The organism is Burkholderia sp. BCC1972 (genome assembly GCF_905339605.1).
Lineage (GTDB): Bacteria > Pseudomonadota > Gammaproteobacteria > Burkholderiales > Burkholderiaceae > Burkholderia.
In genome coordinates this window covers 41,505-64,816 of record NZ_CAJPGH010000036.1, presented here as the reverse complement: position 1 = coordinate 64,816, position 23,312 = coordinate 41,505, and the positions used below count along the sequence as shown (strand labels likewise).

The 23,312-nt window shown below is 63.2% G+C and carries 19 protein-coding genes; 7 read left to right on the top strand and 12 right to left on the bottom strand.

What is annotated here, in order from left to right; genetic code table 11:
• Both U5798_RS33610 and U5798_RS33605 read right to left on the bottom strand, forming a co-directional pair.
• On the bottom strand, positions 1-549 hold a 549-nt coding region (locus tag U5798_RS33610), incomplete at its 3' end, for an efflux RND transporter periplasmic adaptor subunit (protein ID WP_322084518.1).
• A gap of 226 nt (positions 550-775) precedes the next feature.
• Positions 776-1,657 carry a LysR family transcriptional regulator gene (locus U5798_RS33605; RefSeq protein ID WP_322084517.1) on the bottom strand — a complete coding sequence of 294 codons (882 nt, stop codon included), beginning with the start codon at positions 1,655-1,657 and terminating at the stop codon, positions 776-778.
• Between the two features lie 606 nt (positions 1,658-2,263).
• On the opposite strand from U5798_RS33605, the gene U5798_RS33600 reads away from it, so the two are divergent.
• The gene (locus U5798_RS33600; RefSeq protein ID WP_124456719.1) at positions 2,264-3,244 is read left to right on the top strand and encodes an AraC family transcriptional regulator; all 981 of its coding nucleotides are present in this window, start codon (positions 2,264-2,266) and stop codon (positions 3,242-3,244) included.
• Between the two features lie 266 nt (positions 3,245-3,510).
• On the opposite strand, the gene U5798_RS33595 is transcribed toward U5798_RS33600, so the two are convergent.
• Both U5798_RS33595 and U5798_RS33590 read right to left on the bottom strand, forming a co-directional pair.
• On the bottom strand, positions 3,511-4,461 hold the full coding sequence (locus U5798_RS33595) for a LysR family transcriptional regulator (protein ID WP_124456718.1): 951 nt from the start codon (positions 4,459-4,461) through the stop codon (positions 3,511-3,513).
• A gap of 255 nt (positions 4,462-4,716) precedes the next feature.
• Positions 4,717-6,015 (bottom strand): adenylosuccinate synthase, encoded by a 1,299-nt coding sequence (locus U5798_RS33590; RefSeq protein WP_124456717.1) that lies wholly within the window; start codon positions 6,013-6,015, stop codon positions 4,717-4,719.
• Between the two features lie 140 nt (positions 6,016-6,155).
• Between U5798_RS33590 and gcvA the strand changes: the two genes are divergently transcribed.
• Complete coding sequence (gene gcvA / locus U5798_RS33585) at positions 6,156-7,061, top strand: transcriptional regulator GcvA (protein ID WP_124456716.1); 906 nt, start codon at positions 6,156-6,158, stop codon at positions 7,059-7,061.
• Between the two features lie 151 nt (positions 7,062-7,212).
• Here gcvA and U5798_RS33580 read toward each other — a convergent pair whose 3' ends face one another.
• Positions 7,213-7,527, bottom strand: coding sequence for a DUF4148 domain-containing protein (locus tag U5798_RS33580; protein ID WP_322084520.1), 315 nt, complete (start codon positions 7,525-7,527; stop codon positions 7,213-7,215).
• 2,504 nt (positions 7,528-10,031) lie between these two features.
• Here U5798_RS33580 and U5798_RS33575 point away from each other — a divergent pair.
• A complete protein-coding gene (locus tag U5798_RS33575) occupies positions 10,032-11,348 on the top strand; it encodes a replication initiation protein (protein WP_322084516.1) in 1,317 nt (438 codons plus the stop codon).
• A gap of 97 nt (positions 11,349-11,445) precedes the next feature.
• Here U5798_RS33575 and U5798_RS33570 read toward each other — a convergent pair whose 3' ends face one another.
• From U5798_RS33570 to U5798_RS33555, 4 genes are all read right to left on the bottom strand, one after another.
• The gene (locus tag U5798_RS33570) at positions 11,446-12,477 is read right to left on the bottom strand and encodes a ParB/RepB/Spo0J family partition protein (RefSeq protein ID WP_124456714.1); all 1,032 of its coding nucleotides are present in this window, start codon (positions 12,475-12,477) and stop codon (positions 11,446-11,448) included.
• On the bottom strand, positions 12,470-13,165 hold the full coding sequence (locus U5798_RS33565) for a ParA family protein (protein ID WP_011350423.1): 696 nt from the start codon (positions 13,163-13,165) through the stop codon (positions 12,470-12,472). The genes U5798_RS33570 and U5798_RS33565 overlap by 8 nt, the downstream gene beginning before the upstream one ends.
• 1,813 nt (positions 13,166-14,978) lie before the next feature.
• Entirely contained in the window at positions 14,979-15,995 is a 1,017-nt protein-coding gene (locus tag U5798_RS33560; RefSeq protein WP_322084515.1) for an AraC family transcriptional regulator, read from the bottom strand.
• A gap of 130 nt (positions 15,996-16,125) precedes the next feature.
• Positions 16,126-17,250 (bottom strand): MBL fold metallo-hydrolase, encoded by a 1,125-nt coding sequence (locus U5798_RS33555; RefSeq protein WP_322084514.1) that lies wholly within the window; start codon positions 17,248-17,250, stop codon positions 16,126-16,128.
• An 83-nt stretch (positions 17,251-17,333) separates the two neighbouring features.
• On the opposite strand from U5798_RS33555, the gene U5798_RS33550 reads away from it, so the two are divergent.
• On the top strand, positions 17,334-17,987 hold the full coding sequence (locus U5798_RS33550) for a TetR/AcrR family transcriptional regulator (RefSeq protein ID WP_124456711.1): 654 nt from the start codon (positions 17,334-17,336) through the stop codon (positions 17,985-17,987).
• 111 nt (positions 17,988-18,098) lie between these two features.
• A complete protein-coding gene (locus U5798_RS33545) occupies positions 18,099-18,590 on the top strand; it encodes a flavodoxin family protein (RefSeq protein ID WP_124456710.1) in 492 nt (163 codons plus the stop codon).
• A 69-nt stretch (positions 18,591-18,659) separates the two neighbouring features.
• Here U5798_RS33545 and U5798_RS33540 read toward each other — a convergent pair whose 3' ends face one another.
• The gene (locus U5798_RS33540) at positions 18,660-19,244 is read right to left on the bottom strand and encodes a DUF2889 domain-containing protein (protein ID WP_124456709.1); all 585 of its coding nucleotides are present in this window, start codon (positions 19,242-19,244) and stop codon (positions 18,660-18,662) included.
• A gap of 621 nt (positions 19,245-19,865) precedes the next feature.
• Here U5798_RS33540 and U5798_RS33535 point away from each other — a divergent pair.
• Both U5798_RS33535 and U5798_RS33530 read left to right on the top strand, forming a co-directional pair.
• On the top strand, positions 19,866-20,549 hold the full coding sequence (locus U5798_RS33535) for a ProQ/FinO family protein (protein WP_124456724.1): 684 nt from the start codon (positions 19,866-19,868) through the stop codon (positions 20,547-20,549).
• A 460-nt stretch (positions 20,550-21,009) separates the two neighbouring features.
• A complete protein-coding gene (locus U5798_RS33530) occupies positions 21,010-22,071 on the top strand; it encodes a DMT family transporter (RefSeq protein WP_124456708.1) in 1,062 nt (353 codons plus the stop codon).
• Between the two features lie 113 nt (positions 22,072-22,184).
• Here the strand turns inward: U5798_RS33530 and U5798_RS33525 are convergent, their stop codons facing one another.
• Both U5798_RS33525 and U5798_RS33520 read right to left on the bottom strand, forming a co-directional pair.
• Positions 22,185-22,775 (bottom strand): nitrogen fixation protein NifQ, encoded by a 591-nt coding sequence (locus U5798_RS33525; RefSeq protein WP_322084513.1) that lies wholly within the window; start codon positions 22,773-22,775, stop codon positions 22,185-22,187.
• 58 nt (positions 22,776-22,833) lie between these two features.
• Positions 22,834-23,259 carry a TOBE domain-containing protein gene (locus U5798_RS33520; RefSeq protein WP_124456706.1) on the bottom strand — a complete coding sequence of 142 codons (426 nt, stop codon included), beginning with the start codon at positions 23,257-23,259 and terminating at the stop codon, positions 22,834-22,836.
• Between the last annotated feature and the right edge of the window lie 53 nt (positions 23,260-23,312).

Here is a 23,312-nt window from a genome sequence, read left to right as displayed (position 1 = left end):
GATGCCGACGCGGCCCGAGACCGGCGAGACGACATCCGTATAGCCGAGGTTGATCTGCGCGGTGTCGACCGCCGCCTTGCCGGCCGCGACGTCCGCCGCGGCCTGGCCTTGCGTGGCCACCGCGTTGTCGTAGTCCTGCTTGCTGACTGCGTTCGCGGCGACCAGCACCTTGTAGCGTGCGACCAGCGCGTTCTGCGTGACGAGGTTCGCCTGCGCCCGTGCAAGCGTCGCCTTCGCGCTGTTCAGCGCGGCGACGTAGGGTGCCGGGTCGATCTTGTACAGACGCTGGCCGGCCTTGACGTCGGTGCCTTCGATGAATTCACGGCGCAGCACGATGCCGTCGACCCGTGCGCGGACCTGCGCGACGAGGAATGCACTGGTGCGGCCCGGCAGTTCGGTCACGGCCGGCACGGCTTGCGGCTGAACGGTGACGACGCCGACTTCCGGCGTTTGCGGCGGCGGTGCCGATTCTTTCTTCCCGCACGCGGCCAGGAAAACGGCAGCCGTTGCGGCAGTGATTAAGCGGTATGGAACCCGTTCGACGCGCATGGAGCGACCTCTCACAAATAGACGACCTTCAATGGGAATCACCAGATCTCCTCACGGCCTGCATGCGCGGACGGAATACTGTCGCTTCCGGTCCGCCATCCATGCGGGCGCTTGCTTCGGGTGTACGTTGCACCCTGCGGAGCGTCCGTTTGCCGAACTGCTTCCGAAAAAAGAACGGCGAGTGCGCGGCCCGGTGAGCACGCGTTGCCGTGGAGTCGACCGGCCGCTAGCTCGCGGGCCGGAACGCGGCGCCGGCGAATTCGATGAACGCGCGCGCAGCAGCCGGCAAGTGCGCGGCACGTGTATGCGCGAGCCTCAGCGTGACGGGCGCGAGCGGGCGGACAGGCGCGATACGCACCAGCGTGCCGGCCGCCAGATCGGCGTCGACGAGATACGCGGGCAGCACGGCCGCGCCCATGCCGGCCACGGCCAGCCGTCGTGCCATCTCGAGATGGCCGACGCCCGCATTGCCGGGCACCGTGCCTGATCGAATCGCGGCCGCAGGATCGTCGTCGGCCGCCGGCAGCTCGAGCCGGACGGTCGCGAGGTCCGGCCAGTCGCCCGATGCCGCCGCGCCGCCATGTGCGGCGACGTAACCCGGTGCCGCGACGCGTACGGATTCGTACGCCGCCAGCGTATGCAGCGCGTGCGCACCGGACACCGGCATGCCGTCGGTCAGGAACGCGACGTCGATGTCTTCGGCGGTCAGGTCGACATGCGCATCGGTCAGCGTCACGGTCGGCCGCACGTCCGGAAACAGGTGCACGAAGCGATCGAGCAACGCACTCAACTGGCTGAGCCCGAACGCGACCGGCGCGGCCACGCGCAACGCGCCTTCCGGCTTGTTGCCCATTGCGACGAAACGGCCGTCGATCTCGTCGATCGCACCGAGAATCCGCTCGACACGCGCGAGATACAGCTCGCCGATTTCCGTCAGCGACTGGTGGCTGGTGCTGCGTTGAAGCAGGCGCGCACCGAGACGTGTCTCGAGCGCATCGACCAGCCTGCTCGCCATCGCTGTCGATACACGCAGCCGCGTCGCCGCCCGGCGAAACCCGCCTTCCCTTGCCACCGTCACGAATGCCCGAATCGATTGAAGTTGGTCCATTTGTCCGGATTCCCCTGCGCGGACGGCTGCCGTTCCACCGGCGCGCGCCGTCGCGTCACGGTCGATCTGCACCGGCCCGGCCAATGCGGCGGCGCCGACGCCGGCCACGCCGGGTCGGTCGGTACGCTCGCGACGGGCGCGCGCCGGCATGCAACGGACGCAAGCCGGCCTCGGCTGGCCCGATACACGATCATTCGATAGCAGTCCTGAGTCTTTTCCAGCGGTTCGCGGCGGCGACACGCGCAGCGGCGCCGCCGGCGGCCGCGCAACATGCGACGGTCTTGCCCGCGTCGCCCCAAACGCGCTGGAACACATTTCTTTCAGCAGCTGCAATGGTATGAAAACCACCGGACAATGGCTTGCCCGATCCTGCGATTGTTTTGCCTTAATTTCCGAATTTGTGCGCTGCACACCATGCGATGACGGGCGATGCGACCGCCGACCGTGCAGGTCCGGATGATCGGGCTAATTTCCGACAGGTTTAGGCAATCCCGAGCGCGCAACTGGCCGTACGATGTGACCGCCGAGCCGGCGCCCCTGCCTTCACCACGACGGCGAACCGCAGCCGCGCACCTCGCCTAGCTCACTCAGCCCCCGCTCAGCAACATGGAAATCGACGCCCGAACGCCACCGCAACCGCGCACCTCGCCCGATCACGACCCCCGGTCGCCGGCACGGCCGCATGCGGCCCGGCTCGCGGCGCTGATCGCCGCGTACGCGCCGCACGACGGTTCGTTCGACCTCCCGGTGCGCGGCATGCGCATCTCGCGTGCGTCCGTCGCGCCGCCGCAGTGGAACCACGGCGTGCACCACGCGTGCCTGAGCATCGTCGGGCAAGGTGCGAAGTCGATGCGGATCGGCGACGACACCTACGCGATCGACGAAGCGCGGATGCTGGTCACGACGGCCGACGTGCCCGTCACCGGCCGCGTGACGCGTGCGGGCCCGGCCGAGCCGTTCCTCTATGCGCAGCTCGAACTCGATCCGGTGCGCATCGCCGCGCTCACGCCGGTTGTCTTTCCGCGCGGACTGCCGAAGGCCGTCGACTACGGCGCGCTCGATACGCTCGACGCTACGCCCGAAATCGTCGACGCCGTCGCGCGGCTGATGCAACTGATCGCGCAACCCGACGATCTCGACCTGATCGCACCGCTGATCGTCGACGAAATCCTGATCCGGCTGCTGCGCGGCCCGTCGGGCGCGCGCGTCGCACAGGTCGGCGAGGCCGGTTCCACGACGCAGCGCATCTCGCGCGCGGTCGCGTGGATTCGCGACCATTACCTCGATCCGATGACGGTCGACTCACTCGCGCGACAGGTCGACATGAGCCCGTCGACCTTCCATCATCACTTCCGTGCGGTCACGTCGATGAGTCCGTTGCAATGCCAGAAGGTGCTGCGGCTGCAGGAGGCGCGCCGCCTGATGTGCCTGTCGGCGATGGATGCGCGGCAGGCGTGCCGCAGCGTAGGCTACGTGAGCGCATCGCAATTCAGCCGCGAATACGCGCGGCTGTTCGGCGATGCGCCGGGTCGCGACGTCGCGAGGCTGCGCGGCGAAGCGGTGCCGCTGTCGCGCGTCGCGCCCTGAATGGGATCGCACACGGCGAGGCTGCTTGTCATGCGCTCGATCGCAGAGCCAGGCCACGCCGTCACGCGAGCGCAGGCGGTGCCACGCATCGAACCAACGATGTTCGATATCGAAAGCGAGCGTTTTCATAAGGGCGCGCCGGTTGCACGGGCAACGTTTCCCGGACCGGGCGTGCAGTCGCGGCCGACATCCGCATAAAATACAGGACTGCATATTATTTAACCGGTCAAGAAACGCGCGGCCCTCGCGCAGCAGCCATCGCTGAATCAGGAATGACGTGACGCGCACGACGCGGTCAGCGCAGCCTCGTCGGCAGCCAGCAACTCGGGCACGCATTCGCGCAGGAAATCGACGAATGTGCGGATCTTCGCGTCGAGATACTGGCGCGACGCATACAGCGTATAGACCGTCAGCTTCTGCAGCCGGTATTCGGGCAGCACACGCACCAGCGCGCCGCTCGCGAGCCCGGGCAGCGCGGCCGACATCGGCAGCGAGCCGATCCCGAGGCCGGCACGCAGCGCGGCACCGAGCGCATCGGCGATGTTGACCTGGAAATCCGGCAACGGCAGTTCGAACGTTTCGCGTCCGTTGGGGCCGTCGAGATGCCAGCGATCGCGCGGAAAGAGCGGCGTGACGATCTGCAGGCACGCATGCCCTTCGAGGTCGCTCACCGTGCGCGGCGTGCCGCGCGCCTGCAGGTACGCGGGTGACGCGCACAGCACGCTGCCCACGTCGCCGAGCCGCTGCGACACGAGCCCGGAATCGGGCAGCTCGGTCGTGCTCAACTGCAGAGATACGTCGTAGCCTTCGTCGATGATGTCGGGCACGTGCTGCGACAGCGTCAGTTCAACCGCGACCGACGGATAGCGTTCGCGGTAGCGCACGACCGCGGGCACCACGTAGGACTGGCCGAAACTCGTCGTCGCGTGAACGTGCAGCCGTCCTGACGGTTTCGCCTGTGCGTCGGCCGCCTCGGCTTCCGCTTCGTCGATATAGCCGAGGATGCGCTGGCAGCGGTCGAGATAGCGCTGCCCCGCATCGGTCAGCGCAATGCGGCGCGTGCTGCGATTGAGCAGGCGCGTGCGCAGATGCGTTTCGAGCTGTGCGACCGAACGCGATGCGTAGGCCGTCGTGATGTCCAGGCGATGGGCCGCGCTCGTGAAACTGCCCTCCTCCGCGACCCGGACGAAAATGCGCATCATCTGTAACGTGTCCATCGACCTGTCCCCGGGATTGAGATCACGTCGCGCCGCCGTGCGGCCTGGGTGCCGGCGGCTCCGGCACAGGCCGGTCTGGCGCGAATTGTGCGGAACAGTACAGCAGCGCTGCAGGCGTGTCCAGTTCGCCGTACGCGGCGTGATCCGGATGCCGAATCGTGCCGCGAAGCCGCTCGTCGCGTGCATCCGGGCCGGCAAAAACGACCCGCCTGCCGCGACGCCGCAGCGCAATTTACGTCCTTCCTGTCTCGCCCGTTACGCAGCCGCCGCCGCATCGAAAGGATTGCGCAACACGATCGTGTCGTCGCGTTCCGCACCGGTCGTGATCATCGACACCGGCGCGCCCGCGACCGCTTCGATGCGCGCGATGAAATCCTGCGCGGCGCGCGGCAGCGCCGCACGCTCGCGCACGCCCTTCACGGTGCCGTGCCAGCCGTCGAATCGTTCGTACACAGGCTTCGCGCGCGACTGCGCATCGAGGCTTGCGGGAAGATGGTCGACACGCGCACCGTCGAGTTCGTAACCGATGCACAGCTCGATCGACTCGAAGCCGTCGAGCACGTCGAGCTTCGTGAGCGCGAGCGAATCGATGCCCGAGATCCTGACGGCCTGGCGCAGTTGTGCCGCATCGAGCCAGCCGCAGCGTCGCGGCCGGCCGGTATTGACGCCGAATTCCTGCCCGCGCGCGCGCAGCGTTTCGCCAGTGACGTCGTCCAGCTCCGTGAGGAACGGGCCGCCGCCGACACGCGTCGCATACGCCTTGGTTACACCCAGCACATGGCCGAGCTTCGATGCTCCCAGCCCGGTGCCGGCCGCCGCGGCCGACGCCACGGTGCCCGACGACGTCACGAACGGGTACGTGCCCCAGTCGATATCCAGCATCACCGCCTGCGAACCCTCGAACAGGATGCGCTCGCCGCGATCGGTCGCGTCGTTGAGGTCGGCCCAGACAGGACGGACGAACGGCAGGATCTTCGGCGCGAGATCGACCAGCGTCGCCAGCATCGCGTCGCGGTCATATTCGTCGAGCCCCAGGCCGCGGAACCACGCGTTGTGATGGTCGACGAGCACGTCGAGCTTGGCGGCAAGCCGGCCGGACTCCGCGAGATCGCCGACGCGCAGCCCGCGGCGCCCGACCTTGTCCTCGTAGGCCGGCCCGATCCCGCGCAGCGTGGTGCCGATCGGTTCCCGGCGCAGACGCTCCTGCGCCTGGTCGATTGCCCGGTGAATCGGCAGCACCAGCGTCGCGTTCTCGGCGATCGACAGATTGTCAGGCGTCACCGACAGCCCGAGCTCGGCCATCCGCCCGATTTCCGCGAGCAGCGCTTCCGGATCGAGCGCCACGCCGTTGCCGATCGCGCCGCGCTTGCCGCGCACGACGCCGCTCGGCAGGAGCGCGAGTTTGTACGTCTTGCCGCCGACGACCAGCGTATGGCCCGCGTTGTGGCCGCCGTTGTAGCGCGCGACGACATCGGCCTGGGCCGCCAGCCAGTCCACGACGCGCCCTTTACCCTCGTCGCCCCATTGGGCACCCACTACCACCACGTTCGGCATGCTCCGCACTCCATGTGAGAAATTCAGACACTCGCTCGGCCGAGCCGGCCGTTTGTGTGCCATATTGGCGGAGCTGTATCGCCCGATCAAACGATTAAACCTGAACCTTCGTGTGAAGAAATATCACACGAAACAAAGTAATGGCCCGACGACTCCCTCCGTTGAATTCACTGCGCGCGTTCGAAGCCGCCGCACGACTCGGCAGCTTCACGCTGGCCGCCGACGAGCTGTGCGTGACGCACGGCGCGATCAGCCGGCACGTACAGCAACTGGAGGCGTGGCTCGGACGGCCGTTGTTCGAACGCCACAACCGGCGCGTCGAGCTGACCGACGCAGGCCGGGCCTATCTCGCCGAAGTCGGCGCATCGTTCGACCGGATCGCGCTCGCCACCGCGCAGCACTTCGGTCACGCGCAGCAGCGCGTGCTGCGCGTCAGCGCGCCCGCCACGTTTTCGCTGCGCTGGCTCGTGCCGAAGCTGTCGTCGTTCCAGGTCGCCCATCCGGCCATCGAGGTGCGGTTGTCGACGTCAAACGAGCCGATCGATAAATTGCGCGACAAGGTCGACCTGATCGTTCGCGGTGGCCCGCAGGCCGTCGACGGTTACGTCGCCGAGGAATTCCTGTCCGAAGTGCGGCTGCCGGTGTGTGCGCCGAAGTTGCTGGAGGGTCGGCCGCTGGACACGCCCGCCGATCTCGCGGGCTTTACGCTGTTGCACGCGGCAACCTATCCCGGCATGTGGCCCGAGTGGCTCGCGGCGGCCGGGCATCCGAATCTCGTGCCGCGGCACTCGCTCACGCTCGAGCATTTCTACCTGACACTGCAAGGCGCGCTCGACGGGCTCGGGGTCGCAATGGGGCCGATCGCTCTCGTCGCCGACGACATCGCCGAAGGCCGGCTCGTGCAGCCATTCAGCGAACCGGCACTGCCGCCCTGGCGCTACTTCACGTATGTGGCAGCCGCACGCGCGAACGACGATGCCGTGCGTGCATTCAAGGACTGGCTGAAAACGACGGGGAACGCGACCGCGCCGGACGCGCGACACTGACCGCTTCGAGATGCCGGTCGTGCGTGGCGATAAAAGAAGGATTCCAAATCAAATGACGAAAATTCACCGAACGTGATTTTCAGTGTGCATCGCGTGATCGCGATGCATGCGGCAACCCGCGGTGCGAGCCGCGGCTTGCCGCCAACGACGCTTACTGGCTTGCTGCAGCGCCGGCTTTCTTCTCCGCGTTCTGCAGGTTCTGCGGATAGTTCGGATCATTGGCCGCCGGCTTGTAACCGGCATCTTCGAGTTTCTTCAGCTCGGCGGTGTTCTTCGCGCGGGCGGCCTTGTGCTCGGCCTTGCGTTTGGCCCTGGCCGCCTTGCGTGCCTCGCTCTTCGCTGCCTTGGCATCCTGTGCAGCAGGTGCGCTGGCGGCGTCGGTCTGCGCAAACGCAGGAACGGCCGAGCCGGACAGGAAAGCGGCTGCAGTAGCAGCCAGCGCAAATTTTCTGATCTGGATTTGCATCGCTGAACTCTCTTTTTTGATGACTATCACGGATTGAAAAACCATCGAGATACCGCCCCTGCCCTGACCAGTCGTCATGTCGCGATCAGGACCTGTGCATCATAACCGTGTCGTGAAAAATGTGGCGCGAACGTGATGTTGATGACGGAATCGGGATACGCGTATGGGAGAAGACGGGAACCCTGCACGGCCGTCGCGTGATAGAGACAGGGACGCCGTATCGCACGCTCCGGTGACTGCAACGAATATGCACGCACAGTTCGATGCGCGACATCGACGGCTGTTTCACCGGTGGTGATGTCGACACGCTCATGCGTGACGTGAGCCGCCTCGCGCATCCATGATCACCGCAGCAGCGGTCGACGTGTGCATTACGTTGTCGTTCGACGCGGCTCGAGCGACGGTTCCTCCCATAAACGACCACGATTCGGTTTGTCCGACAATCGAGACGATCGCATTGCGTCGCCACGCTGTGATGTGGGTGGTTACCTATGGCTTTAGTTACCTGTCGCGGTGCAGGCCGTCACCGACAGGCACGTATGACGAAAAGCCGAACACTGTGCGTGCGGTGAAGACGTTGACCCGCATCGCTTCACGCATGCGTCGAGGGACCGTGCGAAGGCATGGTGCTCGTCTGGCAGAGGTTGCTCCGGCGCTGAAGTCGAGACAAGGCTTGTTGATTCGTGATGCTGTGTCGGTGGATACACCACGGACAGTTTGCCTTTGCCACAGGTTTTTCATTTGACTGGTTCGATGGTGCGTCAGCTGGACGGCACTGCAATTTTCACAGCTTGCCGATACCTGTGGCGATGCCTGATCAGTGAGCTTTTACGGGATCACGAAATTCCGGAAGGTGAGCATGTTCGGGAGCCATCCGCGGTTCGACTACGGTGAGCTTCTTCGTCGACCGTATCTTCACGTCGGCGCATAACGATCTCCGGATCGGTCCAGGAGCCGGCAACCTGTGCGAATGGCGAGTAGACATGACGCTCATTCCTGGTCGGTTGTGCGGGCCCCTCGTAGCTTGCCAGGGACACAGCGCGACGCGTCGGTTGGGGCAAAGGTAGAAAATTGGACCGCTGCTGCATGACGAAGCAGCCTGAAATGGTTTCCCCTGCGCACAGTCCACAGGCTAAATTTGTCGAAAAGCGCCGGCGGGCGATCGGTAAAAACTTGTCCACGGACACGCATGCGCGAGGACAAAAAACCACACGCATGCAGTCCGGGATGATTTCGAACTGTAGCTTGCGCGGATCCGTAGATGTCCGCCGCCTCGGTCGCGAACCTCCTCTGCCGGCTAATCCATGGTGCGCAGGCGATCATGAAGTGGATTCGTGGGTCCCATAAACGGGAACCTGTATGCCGAATCGGAGGACTTTTTCGCGATTTCCTCCCATAGGTTTCTACGTTTCGGCGTTTGTGAGTAGGCACTCACCTCTGCGGGGAGCCTTGTCAGGCCTGAAATCCCGGTGAAACAAGTCACCAACCTCGTGTTCGCAGGCCTGGATCGAAGGGTCGACACGCCTTCCGTACCACAGACGGCTCCCATTGGTAGCGGTTTATGGGGTTCGTCTTTCTGTGGCAGCGCACGTGTGTTTACATCTTTTGTAAACCACGTTTACTTCTTTAACTACTTTTAGCCGGCTCACAGCCTTGTGCCACAAGGGTTTGAGGGGGGTTCGGTACCCATTTATGGGAGCACAGGTGGAAGGGTCTGGGGTTTCAGGTCTGTGGATTTGGGGAATGGGGTACCGCGTTGTGGGGAATCAGGGTTGTGGATATGGGGCAAGCGTACCCGGTTATGGGAAAGCGGTCATGAATCGCCCAGGGTAGTCATCTATGGGAACGTACGAAGGTAGCCTTTTATGGGGCAGTTTTCTTGATCCTCTAATGCCTTGACGCACAGGGATTTTCTTCGGGTAGCCGGTTATGGGGAGTCTCAAAGGTACCTTTTTATGGGAGAAAGTTCAGCGGGATTGGCTGCATTTCTCGGCGGTGCTCCGGAAAGCTTTCGTATGGACTGGATCGTTGGCGCAGATAGGTTACCTGCTATGGGGAAAATCAATGGTTACCATTTATGGGAGCGATTTTCATCGTCCTGATCGAAAACAACCCCATCGACGAAGCTGACAGGTTCCCTCCTATGGGAAACGATGAAGGTAGCAAGTTATGGGAGAAAACACGGCTGTGCTGCAGGGCACCACGAATCCGGCCGGCGATCTCGATTCCGGACGTTTGTCTCCCATGAATGGTTACCTTCCGCAGGGCAAATCTCGTGCCGGGTTTCGATGCCCGGACATCAAAGGTAGCGGCTTTTGGGAGGTATTTTTTTCCAAAGGTAGATGGATATGGGGTTCCCTGCAGGCCTGAAAATCATTTATTTCCCTTTTGGATCATATAATTATGAGCGATAGTGAAAGTGATGCTGGAGAAATGGCGTTGCCCCGTAGCGAGAAAAGGTATAAAGTCCGCTATCACCACGGTCACCTTATCCGGACATCACGATGCCGCGCAAGCCCGCAAGCAAAGGCTCCGACAAACAGGTTTCGCTGTTTCAGACACCCGAGCCTCCCGACTTGCTGCGCAAGGCGGTCCAGGCGATTCATATCGCGCCCAAGTCGGGGAAGATCGGGCTGCAGCAGCGCAAGATGTTCAGTTCGCTGATCAAGAATGCACTTCGGCAGGAGGCGTTCGAGCCTGGCCGGACGAGCTTCTCGATCTCGATCGCGTCGCTTTCGCACGAGAGCGGGCTGAACAGCAACAACACGAAGTACGTGAAGGACACGGTCAACTCGCTGATCAGTACCGTCGTCAACTGGGACTACCTGGCCGCCGACCGTTCGACGGTCTGGAAAGCGTCGGGCCTGCTCGCCGGCGCGGAGCTCGAGCAATCGGTGCTGAAGTACAGCTTCTCCGACCAGATTCGCAGCGAACTGCTGAACCCCGAAATCTACGCGCTGATCGATATGCGGATCGCTCGCGAATTCCGGCGGTCGCACTCGCTGGCGCTGTGGGAAAACACGGTGCGCTACGAAGGGATTGGCATCACCGCGAAGATCCCGCTGCCGAAATTCCGGGACCTCATTCTCGGCCAGGACAAGGCATCGCAGTCGTACAAGGAGTACAAGCTGTTCAAGAGCAAGGTCCTGGTGCCGTGCATTCAGGAGGTGAACGAAGTATCGGATCACACGCTCGAGTTGATCGAACACAAGTCCGGCCGCAGCGTGGAAGCCGTGCAATTCAAGGTGACGCGCAAGCAGAGCGCCGATACGGTGGAGGACGGCGACGTCAAGAACGAAGCGCTGGTCGAGGAAGTCGCCAAGTTCGGCATTCCGCGTTCGGAGGCGCGCCGGCTGATCACGCAATACGGCGTGCAGCGCATCAAGGCGGCGATCGCCTATACGCTCAATCGGACTACGAAGAAGAATGCGGCGCCGGTCGACAACGTGGCCGCGTATTTCCGCAAGGCACTGACGCACGGCTATACGCTGGCGGACGGGCAGGGAACCGAGACGGCCGCACCGGCGAAGGAATCCGCGCAGAGCAAGCAGGAGCAGATTCGCGACAAATATCTGGCGGCGAAGGTCGAGGAAGCCGGCGCGTATTTCCGCGAGCTGGAGATCGACGACCAGACCAAGCTGCTCGAACGCTATAACGAGACGGTAGTGGGCTCGAAAGACCTGACGCTGTCGCCGAAGAAGAAGGCGAGCAAGCTCGCGCAGACCAGCTTCTTCCGATGGCTGGCACTGGATACCTGGGGCGAACCGACCTCGGACGACCTGCTGGAATTCCTGCTCAAAAGCAGTCTCGCAGGCAACTGATCAAGGCCTCGCGGCCGCGGGCGCGTCGTGCGCCGGACTTTGTGGTCGTCCGGCTTCGCGATGCAAGGCGGATGCGAGGCCTTCTGCTTTTGGCGCGTTACTTTTGCGCGGCCGTCGCCAGCTCGGCGACGTAGGCATCGATGACGGTCTTGAGCTGGTCGGCAAGCGCTTCCTGATGGGACGCGTCAACGCCCTTGAGCTGCAGATCCAGACGGCCGTCGGGGTAGGTCTTCAACTGGCCGATCGCGCGCGACTCGAGCGCGAAGTCGTGACGAACGCTGTAACGCGTGCGCCCCGTTTTCTTGTTGCCGTCGCTCTGCGCCCGCAGGAAATTCTCGAGATCGCGAACCGATTTCTTCCGGTCGATCACGGCCGTCAGCAGCCGGTCGGCCGTCGGCTCGCCCAGGCGCTCGAAGATCAGCTTCAGGAAGTACGCCGCCTGCAGGCCGACCACGTCATTCGCACTGGCCATCCGCTCCAGCAGCGTGTTGGGCAGCGCATTGAGCGACAGCGTCTTGCTGATCGATGCCTTGTCCTTGCCGATCTTTTCCGCGAGCGTGTTCTGGTCGGAAAATACCTTCTCGTCGAGGAGGCGCTTCCATGCAACCGCATCGTCGAAGATCGTCTGGCGTTCGTGGTCGTGGTTCGCGCGATACGCGATCGTGTAGAGCTGCTCGGGCGTGTGATCCGTGCGGAACGTGGCGTTGATGGTCTCGTCGCCATTGATGCTCGTCGCGCGCAGCCGGCGTTGCCCGTCGATCACGACGAGCTTGCCGGGAAATTCCGGGAGCCGCGTGACCTTGATCGGCTCGATCTGCCCTTCCCGTTTCAACGTGAGCGCGAGCTCGTGCAGGCTCGATTCCGAGTAGAACACGCGCGGGTTGAACGGGTTCGGGATGCAGTCCTTGACCAGCACCTTCTGCGGCGCGCCAAGATCCGGCGTGTCGGCGGGCGTGACTGCGGCCGGGGCGCCCGCAGGCGCTGTCTCGACGGCGACATTTGCAACGGCCGCCGGTTCGGGCAGCCTCGTCTCGAGTGCCGCATTTTCCTGCGCGAGTCCGCGCAGCAGGCCGGCGGCGAGGTGCAGGTTGCCAGTCGGCTTCTTGTCTTTCGAAGTGTCCTTAGCCATGGGCGGCTCCGGTAGCGCGCGTCGACGCGATGTATTGGGCCATTTCCGTGACCAGCTTTTCGATTTCCGCACGGGCTTCTTTCAGGCCCTTCAGATATCGATTGTGATGGTGGATCGTGGTGCCGAGCGCGAATGTCTGACGGTAGACCTCGCGTTGAGCGATCTGGCTGTCGAGCAGATGCTCCCCTATTTCTTCCGCTCTTAGAATTTTTAAAATTTCTTCACGCATTTTAGTTTTTCCATTGACACTATTTAGCATCAATGCGGAAGAAAGATTAGGGTTTCGAACGGAACGCATGGACTCGATCATGCGGATCATCGCGACGGTGCTGTACAGGTCGGCCGGCGACGGTGACAGCGGCACCAGGCAAAAGTCGGCGACTTCAAGGACGGATGCGATGCGCGGATCTTCGAGGTTGCCGGGACAGTCGACGACGATCACGTCGAAGTTCGCGTCCTGCTTCTTGATCTCGCCACCGATGCCGCGGCCAGCAGGGGCCAGCGAAAGGACCGTCATCGGCAGCGTGTTCTCGCCGCTCGTGACCCAGCGGACAGAAGTGCCTTGAGGGTCGGCATCGATCAGGGCCACCTTGTTGCCGCCGGCTTCGAACGCAGCCGCGATGTTGACGGAGATGGTCGTCTTCCCAGTCCCACCTTTTTGATTACTGACGGCGATCTTGAAAGCCATTAAATTCCTCCAAGGAGTTTTGCGTAATATATGCAGTTACTGAAAAAATGTCCAGAGAAGTATTCAATGCAATGCAAATTTTGATGATCATGTGGTTGTCACGTGACAAGTGGGCCAAATGGCCTACTTGTCATCAGAGATGATTGTTCAAGTAAAAATAAAATTTTTGATCGCTCTACCAATACATCCCTAGAGATTCGAAAAAGTCACTTGTTCTAATGTCGACGACGAAGATGAAACATGAAAGACGACTGTCGTGACATTTTTCTATTTCGTTCTCAGCACACTGCGGTTCTGATTAGCAGGAATCTCGAACGTCGACGAGGTTTGTAGTTGTCACGTGACAAGACGCTAGTAATCGATTCGTGTCGATGTGTACATCGCCAGAAAATTTCAAATCCGGTCGTGGCGTCGGTGCAGACAACTCTGGTTCTACATCCGAAATACGGTTTTTGAGTTGTGTACGGCTACCCGCCGCCGAAGCGAGTTGTCACGTGACAAACGGCTCGTGGTGTCGGCCAGGGTTAGCGACACAGCATCTTCCGAAGATAGTGAGATTGAACAGCCTATGGAGCAGAAGCGCAGCCTTCTATTGGCGAGAGGCTTCACAGTCGGTGATTTGCCACTGAATGTGGTTTCCCTCGCCCGATTCGTTGATGAGTTGTCACGTGACAACCGAAACTGCGGGCGTGGCCTCTTGATCGGCTAATCGATAGGGCGCACCCAGTCGTCGCGGGCACGTGCTTGAGGGTGGCGAGTTTGCGAACGATCTATCGCCCTGTATTCAGCTGCACCACCGACTACTCACTCGAGCGCGCGTTTGTTCAAGCATGAGCCACGTGGTCACCCGGACAGAGCAACCGTTGTAGTGTGGATGTGTCGCTGTTGATATGTCCCCATTTATGCAAAGGGTACCATCGTCTCATCTCGTCACGCTGCCGGTAGGGGAGAGGCGTTGCTTTGTTGTGCGCCGGCGTTGCCGCCAAAGTATCCCGACGTCGATCTACGGCCGCGGCGTACGCGAGCGGGTCAAATCGGCGCGAAACTACGTGTCGAAGGATTTGCAACAACGCTACCGGGCGTATCGTGAAACATTTTCGAGAAATGGGGCGTTCTCGGAAATCGTTGTCTGGCAATGGCTTGCGCCACTTTCTTCATGTTGTTTCACGCTAAATGAACAAAATCGCCCGCGGAAATAGGGGCGCATGATATTTTCGCCCGCTGTTGCCAGCGTCGAACCTGCAAACCCCATGATGCGTATTTTTTAATACGTATTTAGTGGTTATTGATACGATTTTCGGCAACCTAGGTCTACGAAAGGCAAATTTGCTACTGCCTGGGGTCCACATGGAACCATGTCGCTGCCCAGACGCGACGCGTAGTCGTGACACTCAACACGAGTTGTCACGTGACAACGCATCATCACATCAATCGCCCGATCCGTCGAAACACGGTGTCTCGGGAGAAGTCGAGCGATAAGAAATCTGCGCCCGAGAACCTGAACGCTGGGGCAGGTGCTGCGATTGTCGGCAGGGATGGGTGATGGCTGTCTGCAACAGACCGGCATCTGGGCTCGGGTGCGTGGCCCTTTGAATGCGGTCATCACCGCACCCAAGACCTTCAAATGAAATTCCCCGGACCGATGTCGGGCAATTGGTCCTGAGCCGGTATTCCTGAGCGGGCATGACACACGCGTTCCATTGCGCCCCGCTCGAATCAACTGACTCGATCACACACGCGTGAAACCGATCCAGTCGTTCCGCGGGTTCCGCCAAAGCAGGGCGCCCCGCACCTCAGAGGCTGCTACCCGCGATCAATGACTTGCTGCGATCGACAGAACGACATCCGTCCCGCCGCGCAAGCTATCGATATCTCGCCGCGGTGAGTTGCCGAACAACCGGCTGTATTCCCTATTGAACTGGGTCGGGCTCGCATACCCGACCCTGAACGATGCCGATGCGGCGTCGAGTCGCTCGGACAGCATCAGCCGACGTGCCTCGTTGAGCCGTATCCATTTCTGGTACTGCAGCGGACTCATGCCCGTGAGCTGGCGGAAGTGGTGATGGAAGGTCGAACTGCTCATCTGGACTTGCGCCGCGAGATCGTCGACCCGCAACGACTCGTCATAGTGGGCACGCAACCACTGGATCGCGCGCGACACACGGTTGCCCTGGCTACCAGCGGACGCGATCTGACGCAGGCGAGCGCCTTGGTCGCTCGTCAGCAACCGATAGTAGATTTCCCGCTCGACGTATGGGGCGAGAACAGGAATGGCGCTAGCGTCGTCCAGCAACGCCAGCAACCGGTTCAGTGCGTCGTATAGCGGTTCGGTCATGTCGCCGACGACGAGGCCGCGGCCCACGGGGGCATCGTCGCCATCCGGAGCGACCTGCATCATCAGTTCCGCCAGAACGTGAAAATCGAGCTTGAGCCCGATCCCGAGAAACGGCATCTCGTGGCTGGCCTCGATGACCTGTGTCGAACCAGGCAAATCGAGTGACGTGATCAGAAAACGGTTGGCATCGTAAATATAGGCGTCGCCGCTTTGTATGACCCGTTTCGTACCCTGAACGACAAGAGCGAAGCTCGGCTCGACCATGCACTCCATCGGCTGCGTCGGCGCTTCCCTGCGATGAAAACTCAGGTTCGGAATGGTCGTGGTGACGTGATCGGCGCCTTCGGTCCATCTCGCGACGCGCGTTGCGAGCGTTTGCCGTAGTTCGCACATGCGGCTGCGATTGATCGGCTGTTGATCTGCCTGATTGAATGCAGCGATGGCGACGTCGTCGTCTCGTTGGCCGGATGGGTATCGGACGGGTGCCGGGGGCATGACATCTCTATTCAGGTAATCGGGTGGTCAGGCAGGTCGTCGGTGTGCGGCTGCCGGCAACGCATACGCCTTTCGTCGGGAGTCGCGGCATGGCCACGCTCCCGGATGGACGGCGCAACGACCGACGGACCTACTTCGTCGCCTGCGACGCGCAAAGCTGCCAGCGGCGCGATTTCGTTACCGGCGCCGTCGCGCGCTCGTCAACCGTGCGCCACCACCGCTCGCCGCGATGCGGTGCGTCGAGATCGAGGCGCTCACCGATCCTGGGTGTCGACAACTCGATGCCGCGTACGAGAGCCAGCGCCGTGACACGCTCGAACGGTTCCTGCCAGCGATGCATGGCGAGATCGAACGTGCCGTTATGGATCGGGACCAGCCAGCGTCCGCGCAAGTCGATGTGCGCCTGCACGGTTTCTTCCGGCTGCATGTGCACATAGGGCCATTGCGCATCATAGGCGCCTGTTTCGATCAGCGTCACGTCGAACGGCCCGAGACGCTCGCCGATCGTCCGGAACCCGTCGAAGTAGCCGGTGTCGCCGCTGAAGAACACACGCAGGTTGTCGTCGACGATGACCCACGATGCCCACAGCGTGCTGTTGCCGTCGAACAGGCTGCGGCCGGAAAAGTGCTGCGCGGGTGTCGCCGTCAGTGTCAGGCCGGCCACGTCGACACTCTGCCACCAGTCGAGCTGACGAACCTTCTTTGCGTCGATACCCCATTCGATCAGGCGATCGCCGACGCCCAGCGTGGTTACGAACACATCGGTGGTTGCGGCAAGCGCCAGTACCGTCTCGCGATCGAGGTGATCGTAGTGGTCATGCGACAGGATCACCCCGCGCAGCGGCGGGAGATCTTCAAGCGCGATCGGCGGCGCATGGAAGCGCTTGGGTCCGATGCGCCGGAACGGCGATGCGCGCTCGGCGAATACGGGGTCGGTCAGCCAGAATTCGCCGCGCAGTTTGAACAGCATCGTCGAATGGCCTAACCGATACAGGCTGCGATCGGGAGCCGCGTCGAGCGCTGCGCGGGTCAGCGAATCGATGGGCAACGCGCCGGTCGGCACGGTGTTGCGCGGCTTGTTGACCAGCATGTTCCACGCGATCCCGAGCGTCTTGCCGAATCCTTCGACGGGGCGCGGTGCGACATTGGTGAAGCGCTCGCCGTTGTGCTGCGGCGAACCGCCGGACAGCGCACGACCGCGCCGGGCGGCTGCGAAACCCAGAATGCGGTGAATCAAAACAAGAGGCGATGCCATGTCGGTTCGTCCGGAGAATAAAGTACACTAAACAGTGTAGTTTATTTTTTGGATAAGTAAACTGTCCGGTGTAAAATTTTCGTATGGATACCAGCACTCCCCCTCTGCGCCTGACCGATCGAAAGCGCGCGGCCATCGTCGATGCGGCGATCGAGGAATTTCTCGCGACGGGCTACGATGCGACCAGCATGGATCGTATCGCTGCGCGCGCGGACGTGTCGAAGCGCACGGTCTATAACCACTTCCCCGGTAAGGAAACGTTGTTCGCCGCGATCCTGCACAAGCTGTGGGATGCGACGCAGACCGGCGGCTCGCCGACCTATCGCGCCGACGTGCCGCTGCGCGAGCAACTGCTCGCGTTACTGGACCGCAAATTGCGCCTGCTGAACGACGAGGCGTTTCTCGCACTCGCGCGCGTGGCGATCGGCGCCGCGATCCATTCCCCGGAGCGTGCGCGCGACATGGTCGAGCGTCTCGGCGAGCGAGAGGAGGACATGACGGTCTGGGTGCGTGCGGCCGCAGCGGCCGGCCGCCTGTCGGTCACCGATCCGGTATTTGCCGCGCATCAGTTGCACGGCATCGTGAAGGCATTTGCGTTCTGGCCGCAGATCACGATGGGCCAGCCGCCGCTCACGGAGCAAGAGCAACGGAAAGTCGCGGAATCCGCGGCCGACATGTTTCTCGCGTATTACGCGCGCCCGGACGGCGGCGATGCAATCCGCGCCACGCAGGACTGACCATCAGGCGTCGGCATGCCCTGCGCGAAGCGCAGCCGGCGCGCTGTGTACGAGCGACGCGCGCAGCACCGATGAGCCGTCGCACCTGAAGCCGAACACGAGCGATTACGCATGAAGACGCTGTTGATCGTCTATCACACGATGACCGGGGGCACGAGGCAGATGGCCGAAGCGGCTGCCGCCGCGGCGCGCGAGCAACCCGGCATCGACGTCAGGCTGCAGCGCGCGAACGCGACGAGCGCAGACGACGTGCTGGCCGCCGACGCTTACCTGTTTGCGACGCCGGAGAATCTCGCGGCGATGTCCGGGCTGATGAAGGACTTCTTCGATCGCTGCTACTACGCGGCGCTCGATCGCGTAAACGGTCGCCCGTATGCGGCAATGATTTGCGCGGGAAGCGACGGACAGAACGCGTTGCGCCAGATCGACCGGATCGCCACCGGATGGCGGTTGAAGAACGTCGCACGCGGCCTGATCGTCTGTACTCACGCACAAACGCCGGAGCGTATCCTCGCGGCAAAGACCATCGACGGCGAGGATCTCGCGCGCTGCGCTGAACTGGGTGCAGGTCTCGCCGCGGGGCTCGCGCTGGGCGTGTTCTGATGACGGTTGCGGTTGTGACGACTTGCCGGCGCGGTTCGAGCGGACGCGCAACCGGCCCAATACCGAACCCTAGTTGCCCTTTGCCGCCGGCGAAGGCTGGTGATATTCAGGCCAAAGACGTTTCACGAGATCGCGCGATGCGCCATACGCGTGGCAACTGTCGATCTTGAGCGGCTTTCCTTCGCTGTCGCGATAGTCGAGCGACGATCGCCGCATGCCGACCATCGTCTGATAGGCCGTGGTGGCGATCGGGCCGAGCAATTCCTTCAGGTGCGTGCACGTATCGCAGGACGGCAGACGCTTGCGAACCTCGCTGTTCCAGCCGGCACCGATGGTCAGCCCGACGAGCGCCTGCAGCGAATCGCCGCCGCCCGGACACTGCGCATACGGATGCGAGCGAATGAACGTCGACACCGCTCGAACGACCATGTCGGCGTCGAAGACGAGCGTCACGCCGAGGTCGTGGATCGGCGACAGCGCGGCGACCGTTCGCGTGCCGCCCGGCGGCGTGAAATCGCTGGTCTTGCGGTCCGCGAGGCAAGCTGTCACTTCGAACAGGCCGTCGCTGCGACGATAGCCGCGCATGTCGATGTGCCGATGGTGAATTTCCTCGCGCGTGATGCCGTCGTGCGCGATGTCGTGTCGGGGAACCATGGATCCGCTCCGTTTCGTACAACCGGTTCTTTTCGCAGGCAAAGGCGAATGTCGCCGGCTGACCGGGCGTGCAGCGAAACGGGTCGAAGTGCGCTGCCGACGACATCGATCCGGCCATACTACGCATTTTCCGGCACCCATGTACGCGGCGCGATCGATGCGGACACAACGAATCGAGGGTGCGTGCGGTACCACCGAGGGGGCGTACGGGTGACCTGTCGCGCGCCGGGGTTCGACGTCCGTCGCGCTGAATGCAGCACGCCGGATGCGGGCCGGTGCCGAAGCCGGGCCTGGCCCGATTTCCGCGACGTCCTCGAATGGCGTGACATCCGGAAGCGTATCCATATAATGCGCAACATGACCGCGCGGACGCCTTTCCGGCCTCCGGGGTCGGGCAAATGCAGACCGGCGAGTCAACCGGCCACCGCGCGTACCGGTATACTTCCACTCCTGCCTTGTCCGGCATCGTGGCCGGGTGCCTGAAAACAGAGTGGCGTGCGCGATGCGGCCCCGTCATGTTCCGCATCGGCGGCAGACAGGCCGCCCGCACGGCGGCGAAGCTTTCGAGCCGCGCGGCATGGCCGCACGAACCACACCTTATATTCCTGGTGGATTGAATTTATGGGTTTTGAACAACTTGCCGAATTGCGGGCGCAGCTCGCAGCGAAGGCCAAGCAGGAGCGCAACGCAAAGCGGCCGGCAGCGCCGACGGACGCCGGCGCCAAGCCGAAGTCCGGCGACCAGCCGTCCCGCGGTGCGAAGCCGGGCGCTGGCGCCAAGGCGGGTGCCGGTGCGAAGGCGCCGCATCGCGCAAAGCCTGCTTCGGCCAAGCCGTCGGCGCCGGTCGATCCGGTCATCGTCGCGATCGGCAAACTGCAACGGAAGTTTCCGAGCGCGTTCCCGAAGAATCCGGCCCCTAAAGTGCCGCTCAAGGTCGGCATCTGGGACGACCTGGCGCGCGAAGCACAGGCCGTCGGCCTCACCGAAGCCGAACTGCGCGAAGCCATGTCGACGTGGTGCCGCGGCAACCGCTACTGGTCGTGCCTCGTCGAAGACGCGGTGCGCGTCGATCTGCAGGGCAACGAAGCAGGGCGCGTCACGCATGACGACGCGGCACGGGCACGCCGGCTGAAGGCGCGCCGTCCCGGCAACAAGGGCGCCGCGCAGGCGACCAAGGGCGCGCAGCCGCCGCCGAAGGCCGAACAGCAGGCCGAGGCCGCTGCCGCACCGCAAGCGGTGGATGCAGCAGAAGTTCAGACCGATGCAGCACCGCAGGTCGAGCAGCAGGTCGCCGGCAACGAGTAACACCGCCGCCGCCGTCTACGGCACGGCGCGCACCCGCATGCACATCGCATGTGGCGCATGACACGACAGACTGACCTGCCTCGACAGAGGCAGGTCAGGACTGCCTTCCCGGCGCTTGCCGGCCAGCACACACCTATCCCGCGTCAGACAGGCAACGCATCCCGACGAAGCGCGCTCGTCAGATGGTACGGCATGCGCTTGCCATTTTCAGGTAGATGATTTGCATACCTGAATGAACAGATCGATTTTCCAGATAATTCGTTTCCCTAAAAAATGTCGGAATATCGGAGCACGATGCGAACGATCCGGTTGAGGTCATCGCGACATCATGACGCGCGATAATCCCGACTGGATCGTCGGGCCGCACGATGCAGCTTGCATTTCGAAAGGTGCGGCAAGCGTGCGCCGACACGATCCGAAGTCACGTCGGCCAATTTTCGATGTCAATTCAAACCGGATCATGAACCCGAGACATTCCGCGATTCTTGTCGCACTCACCGCCGCCGCGTTGTTCGGCGCCGCGACACCGCTCGCCAAGGCGCTGGTCGGCGCCATGTCGCCGTTCATGGTCGCCGGCCTGTTCTATCTCGGCAGCGGCGTCGGGCTCGGCATCGGGATCTTGCTGCGCAGGCTGCACAACCGTCGCGCACCGGCGGCGGACGCCGCACCGCTGCAGCGCGCCGACCTGCCGTGGCTGGCCGGCGCGATCGTCGCGGGCGGCGTGGCCGGCCCGGCGTTGCTGATGCTCGGGCTGTCGAGCACGCCGGCGGCGACGAGTGCGCTGCTGCTCAATCTCGAAGGCGTACTGACGGCCGTCATCGCGTGGGTCGTGTTTCGCGAGAACGTGGATACGCAGGTGTTTCTCGGCATGGTCGCAATCGTCGCCGGCGGCACGCTGCTGTCGTGGACGCCAGGCCGGGCCGGCGTGCCGGTTGGCGCGCTGTTGATCGTCGGCGCATGCCTGTGCTGGGCGTTCGACAACAACCTGACCCGCAAGGTCGCCGCGAACGACGCAATGGTCATCGCGTGCTTGAAGGGGCTGATCGCCGGGCCCGTGAACATCGGCATCGCGCTGGCGACCGGCGCGATGCTGCCCCCCGTACCGGTGGCGGCCGCGGCGATGCTGACGGGGCTCGGCGGCTACGGGATCAGCCTCGTGCTGTTCGTCGTCGCGCTACGCCATCTCGGCAGCGCGCGCACCGGTGCATATTTCTCGATCGCGCCGCTGTTCGGCGTCGTGCTGTCGTTGCTGATCTGGCCCGCGCTGCCGCCGGCAACTTTCTGGGTCGCCGCGGCGTTGATGGCGCTCGGCATCTGGCTGCATGTGCGCGAACGGCATGAGCACACGCACGAGCACGAGCGGCTCGAGCACACGCACCGGCATCGGCACGACGAACATCACCAGCATACGCATGACTTTGCGTACGACGGCGACGAGCCGCACTCGCATCCGCACGTACATCTGCCGATCACGCACAGCCACGCGCACTTTCCCGACATTCATCACCGGCATCGGCATTGAGCGCAATCGTGGACGGCAGGCAGCGCGCGCCGCAAGGTGACCGTCTATGGGATGCGTGTCGCACCTGTCCACGATGACGATGACGCAAGTGGACGGCCCGGGCCACCGTGACGCTATCGCGCGTGCGGAAAACAGAAGCCGAAATCCTCGCAGCCTGGGCATCCCGGTGCGGGACCCGGAGGCGCACCAAGCGAGGCCGCCACTTCCTGTGCGAGGAATTTCTTCCAGCGCAGGTGGGTGACGTTGCGCGCGGCGAGCGCAGGGAAATAGCGATCGAGCATTGCGGATACCGCGTCGCGCCCGTCGAGCCCGAGATCGCGCCACAGGTGATCGGGGCGCAGGCACGCATGCGCGACGATCGATGCGACGCAGTCGGCATCGTCGTGGGTGACGGCGGGATTCGCATCGTTCATCAGCCGCGTGTGAAGCGTCGCGACGAACTCGGCGTGGGCCGCTGGCAGTCGTGCCAGCGTGACCGTCGGCATGAGTGCGGCGATTGCGGCAGGCGTCAGGTGCGGAAACTGCCGGGCAAGCAGGCCGGCGAACTGTCCGGGAGTCAGGCCCAGCAGCGAGAGTTCGTTGCGGTACGCGCGTGCTGCGATGAGTGCGCCGAACAGCTGTGCGTCGGGTGTGCCGGCACGGGCTGCCGCCGATTGCAGCGATTGCAGCGCCTGTTCATGCGCGCGATCGAACGAGGCGGTCATCGTGTGTATCCGCATGACAACTGCGCCGCGCGAATACGCGGCGCGGATCGGTTCGCGATCACTCGACGCCGACGATCACGCTCGATGCCTTGAAGATCGCGGACGCAGCCGAGCCGCTCGCGAGGCCGAGACGATCGACGCTGTCGTTGGTGACGATCGCGACGATCTCGGCACCGCCCGCGGCCTTGATCACGACCTCCGCATTGACCGCGCCCTTCGTGACCGACGCGACGGTGCCTGCGACGCAGTTGCGCGCCGATACCTTGCTGCTGTCGACGTCGACCATCACGATGACCGACGACGCCTTGACGAGTGCGAACGCCTTCGTGCCGGCCGCGAGGCCCAGCGTAGCCGCGCTGCCGTGGGTGATTACGGCGACGATGTCGAGGCCGTCCTGCGTGCGGAGCGTGATTTCGTCGTTGACGGCACCGGGCTTGACGGCGCCGACCTGGCCGGCGAAATGGTTGCGGGCGCTGGTTCGCATGATGGATCTCCGAGTGATGCCGCTGCCGGAGCGGCAACGGCAGGTGAATGAAA

Bases quoted from the DNA above. Each gene is read 5' to 3' on its own strand.
- U5798_RS33560 (WP_322084515.1), bottom strand. From the start codon at position 15,995: ATGCCCCCGGCACCCGTCCGATACCCATCCGGCCAACGAGACGACGAC.
- U5798_RS33590 (WP_124456717.1), bottom strand. From the start codon at position 6,015: ATGCCGAACGTGGTGGTAGTGGGTGCCCAATGGGGCGACGAGGGTAAA.
- U5798_RS33535 (WP_124456724.1), top strand. From the start codon at position 19,866: ATGGGTTTTGAACAACTTGCCGAATTGCGGGCGCAGCTCGCAGCGAAG.
- U5798_RS33595 (WP_124456718.1), bottom strand. From the start codon at position 4,461: ATGGACACGTTACAGATGATGCGCATTTTCGTCCGGGTCGCGGAGGAG.
- U5798_RS33550 (WP_124456711.1), top strand. From the start codon at position 17,334: ATGGATACCAGCACTCCCCCTCTGCGCCTGACCGATCGAAAGCGCGCG.
- U5798_RS33520 (WP_124456706.1), bottom strand. From the start codon at position 23,259: ATGCGAACCAGCGCCCGCAACCATTTCGCCGGCCAGGTCGGCGCCGTC.
- U5798_RS33565 (WP_011350423.1), bottom strand. From the start codon at position 13,165: ATGGCTTTCAAGATCGCCGTCAGTAATCAAAAAGGTGGGACTGGGAAG.
- U5798_RS33525 (WP_322084513.1), bottom strand. From the start codon at position 22,775: ATGACCGCCTCGTTCGATCGCGCGCATGAACAGGCGCTGCAATCGCTG.
- U5798_RS33540 (WP_124456709.1), bottom strand. From the start codon at position 19,244: ATGGTTCCCCGACACGACATCGCGCACGACGGCATCACGCGCGAGGAA.
- U5798_RS33580 (WP_322084520.1), bottom strand. From the start codon at position 7,527: ATGCAAATCCAGATCAGAAAATTTGCGCTGGCTGCTACTGCAGCCGCT.
- U5798_RS33605 (WP_322084517.1), bottom strand. From the start codon at position 1,657: ATGGACCAACTTCAATCGATTCGGGCATTCGTGACGGTGGCAAGGGAA.
- U5798_RS33575 (WP_322084516.1), top strand. From the start codon at position 10,032: ATGCCGCGCAAGCCCGCAAGCAAAGGCTCCGACAAACAGGTTTCGCTG.
- U5798_RS33545 (WP_124456710.1), top strand. From the start codon at position 18,099: ATGAAGACGCTGTTGATCGTCTATCACACGATGACCGGGGGCACGAGG.
- U5798_RS33600 (WP_124456719.1), top strand. From the start codon at position 2,264: ATGGAAATCGACGCCCGAACGCCACCGCAACCGCGCACCTCGCCCGAT.
- U5798_RS33530 (WP_124456708.1), top strand. From the start codon at position 21,010: ATGAACCCGAGACATTCCGCGATTCTTGTCGCACTCACCGCCGCCGCG.
- gcvA (WP_124456716.1), top strand. From the start codon at position 6,156: ATGGCCCGACGACTCCCTCCGTTGAATTCACTGCGCGCGTTCGAAGCC.
- U5798_RS33555 (WP_322084514.1), bottom strand. From the start codon at position 17,250: ATGGCATCGCCTCTTGTTTTGATTCACCGCATTCTGGGTTTCGCAGCC.
- U5798_RS33570 (WP_124456714.1), bottom strand. From the start codon at position 12,477: ATGGCTAAGGACACTTCGAAAGACAAGAAGCCGACTGGCAACCTGCAC.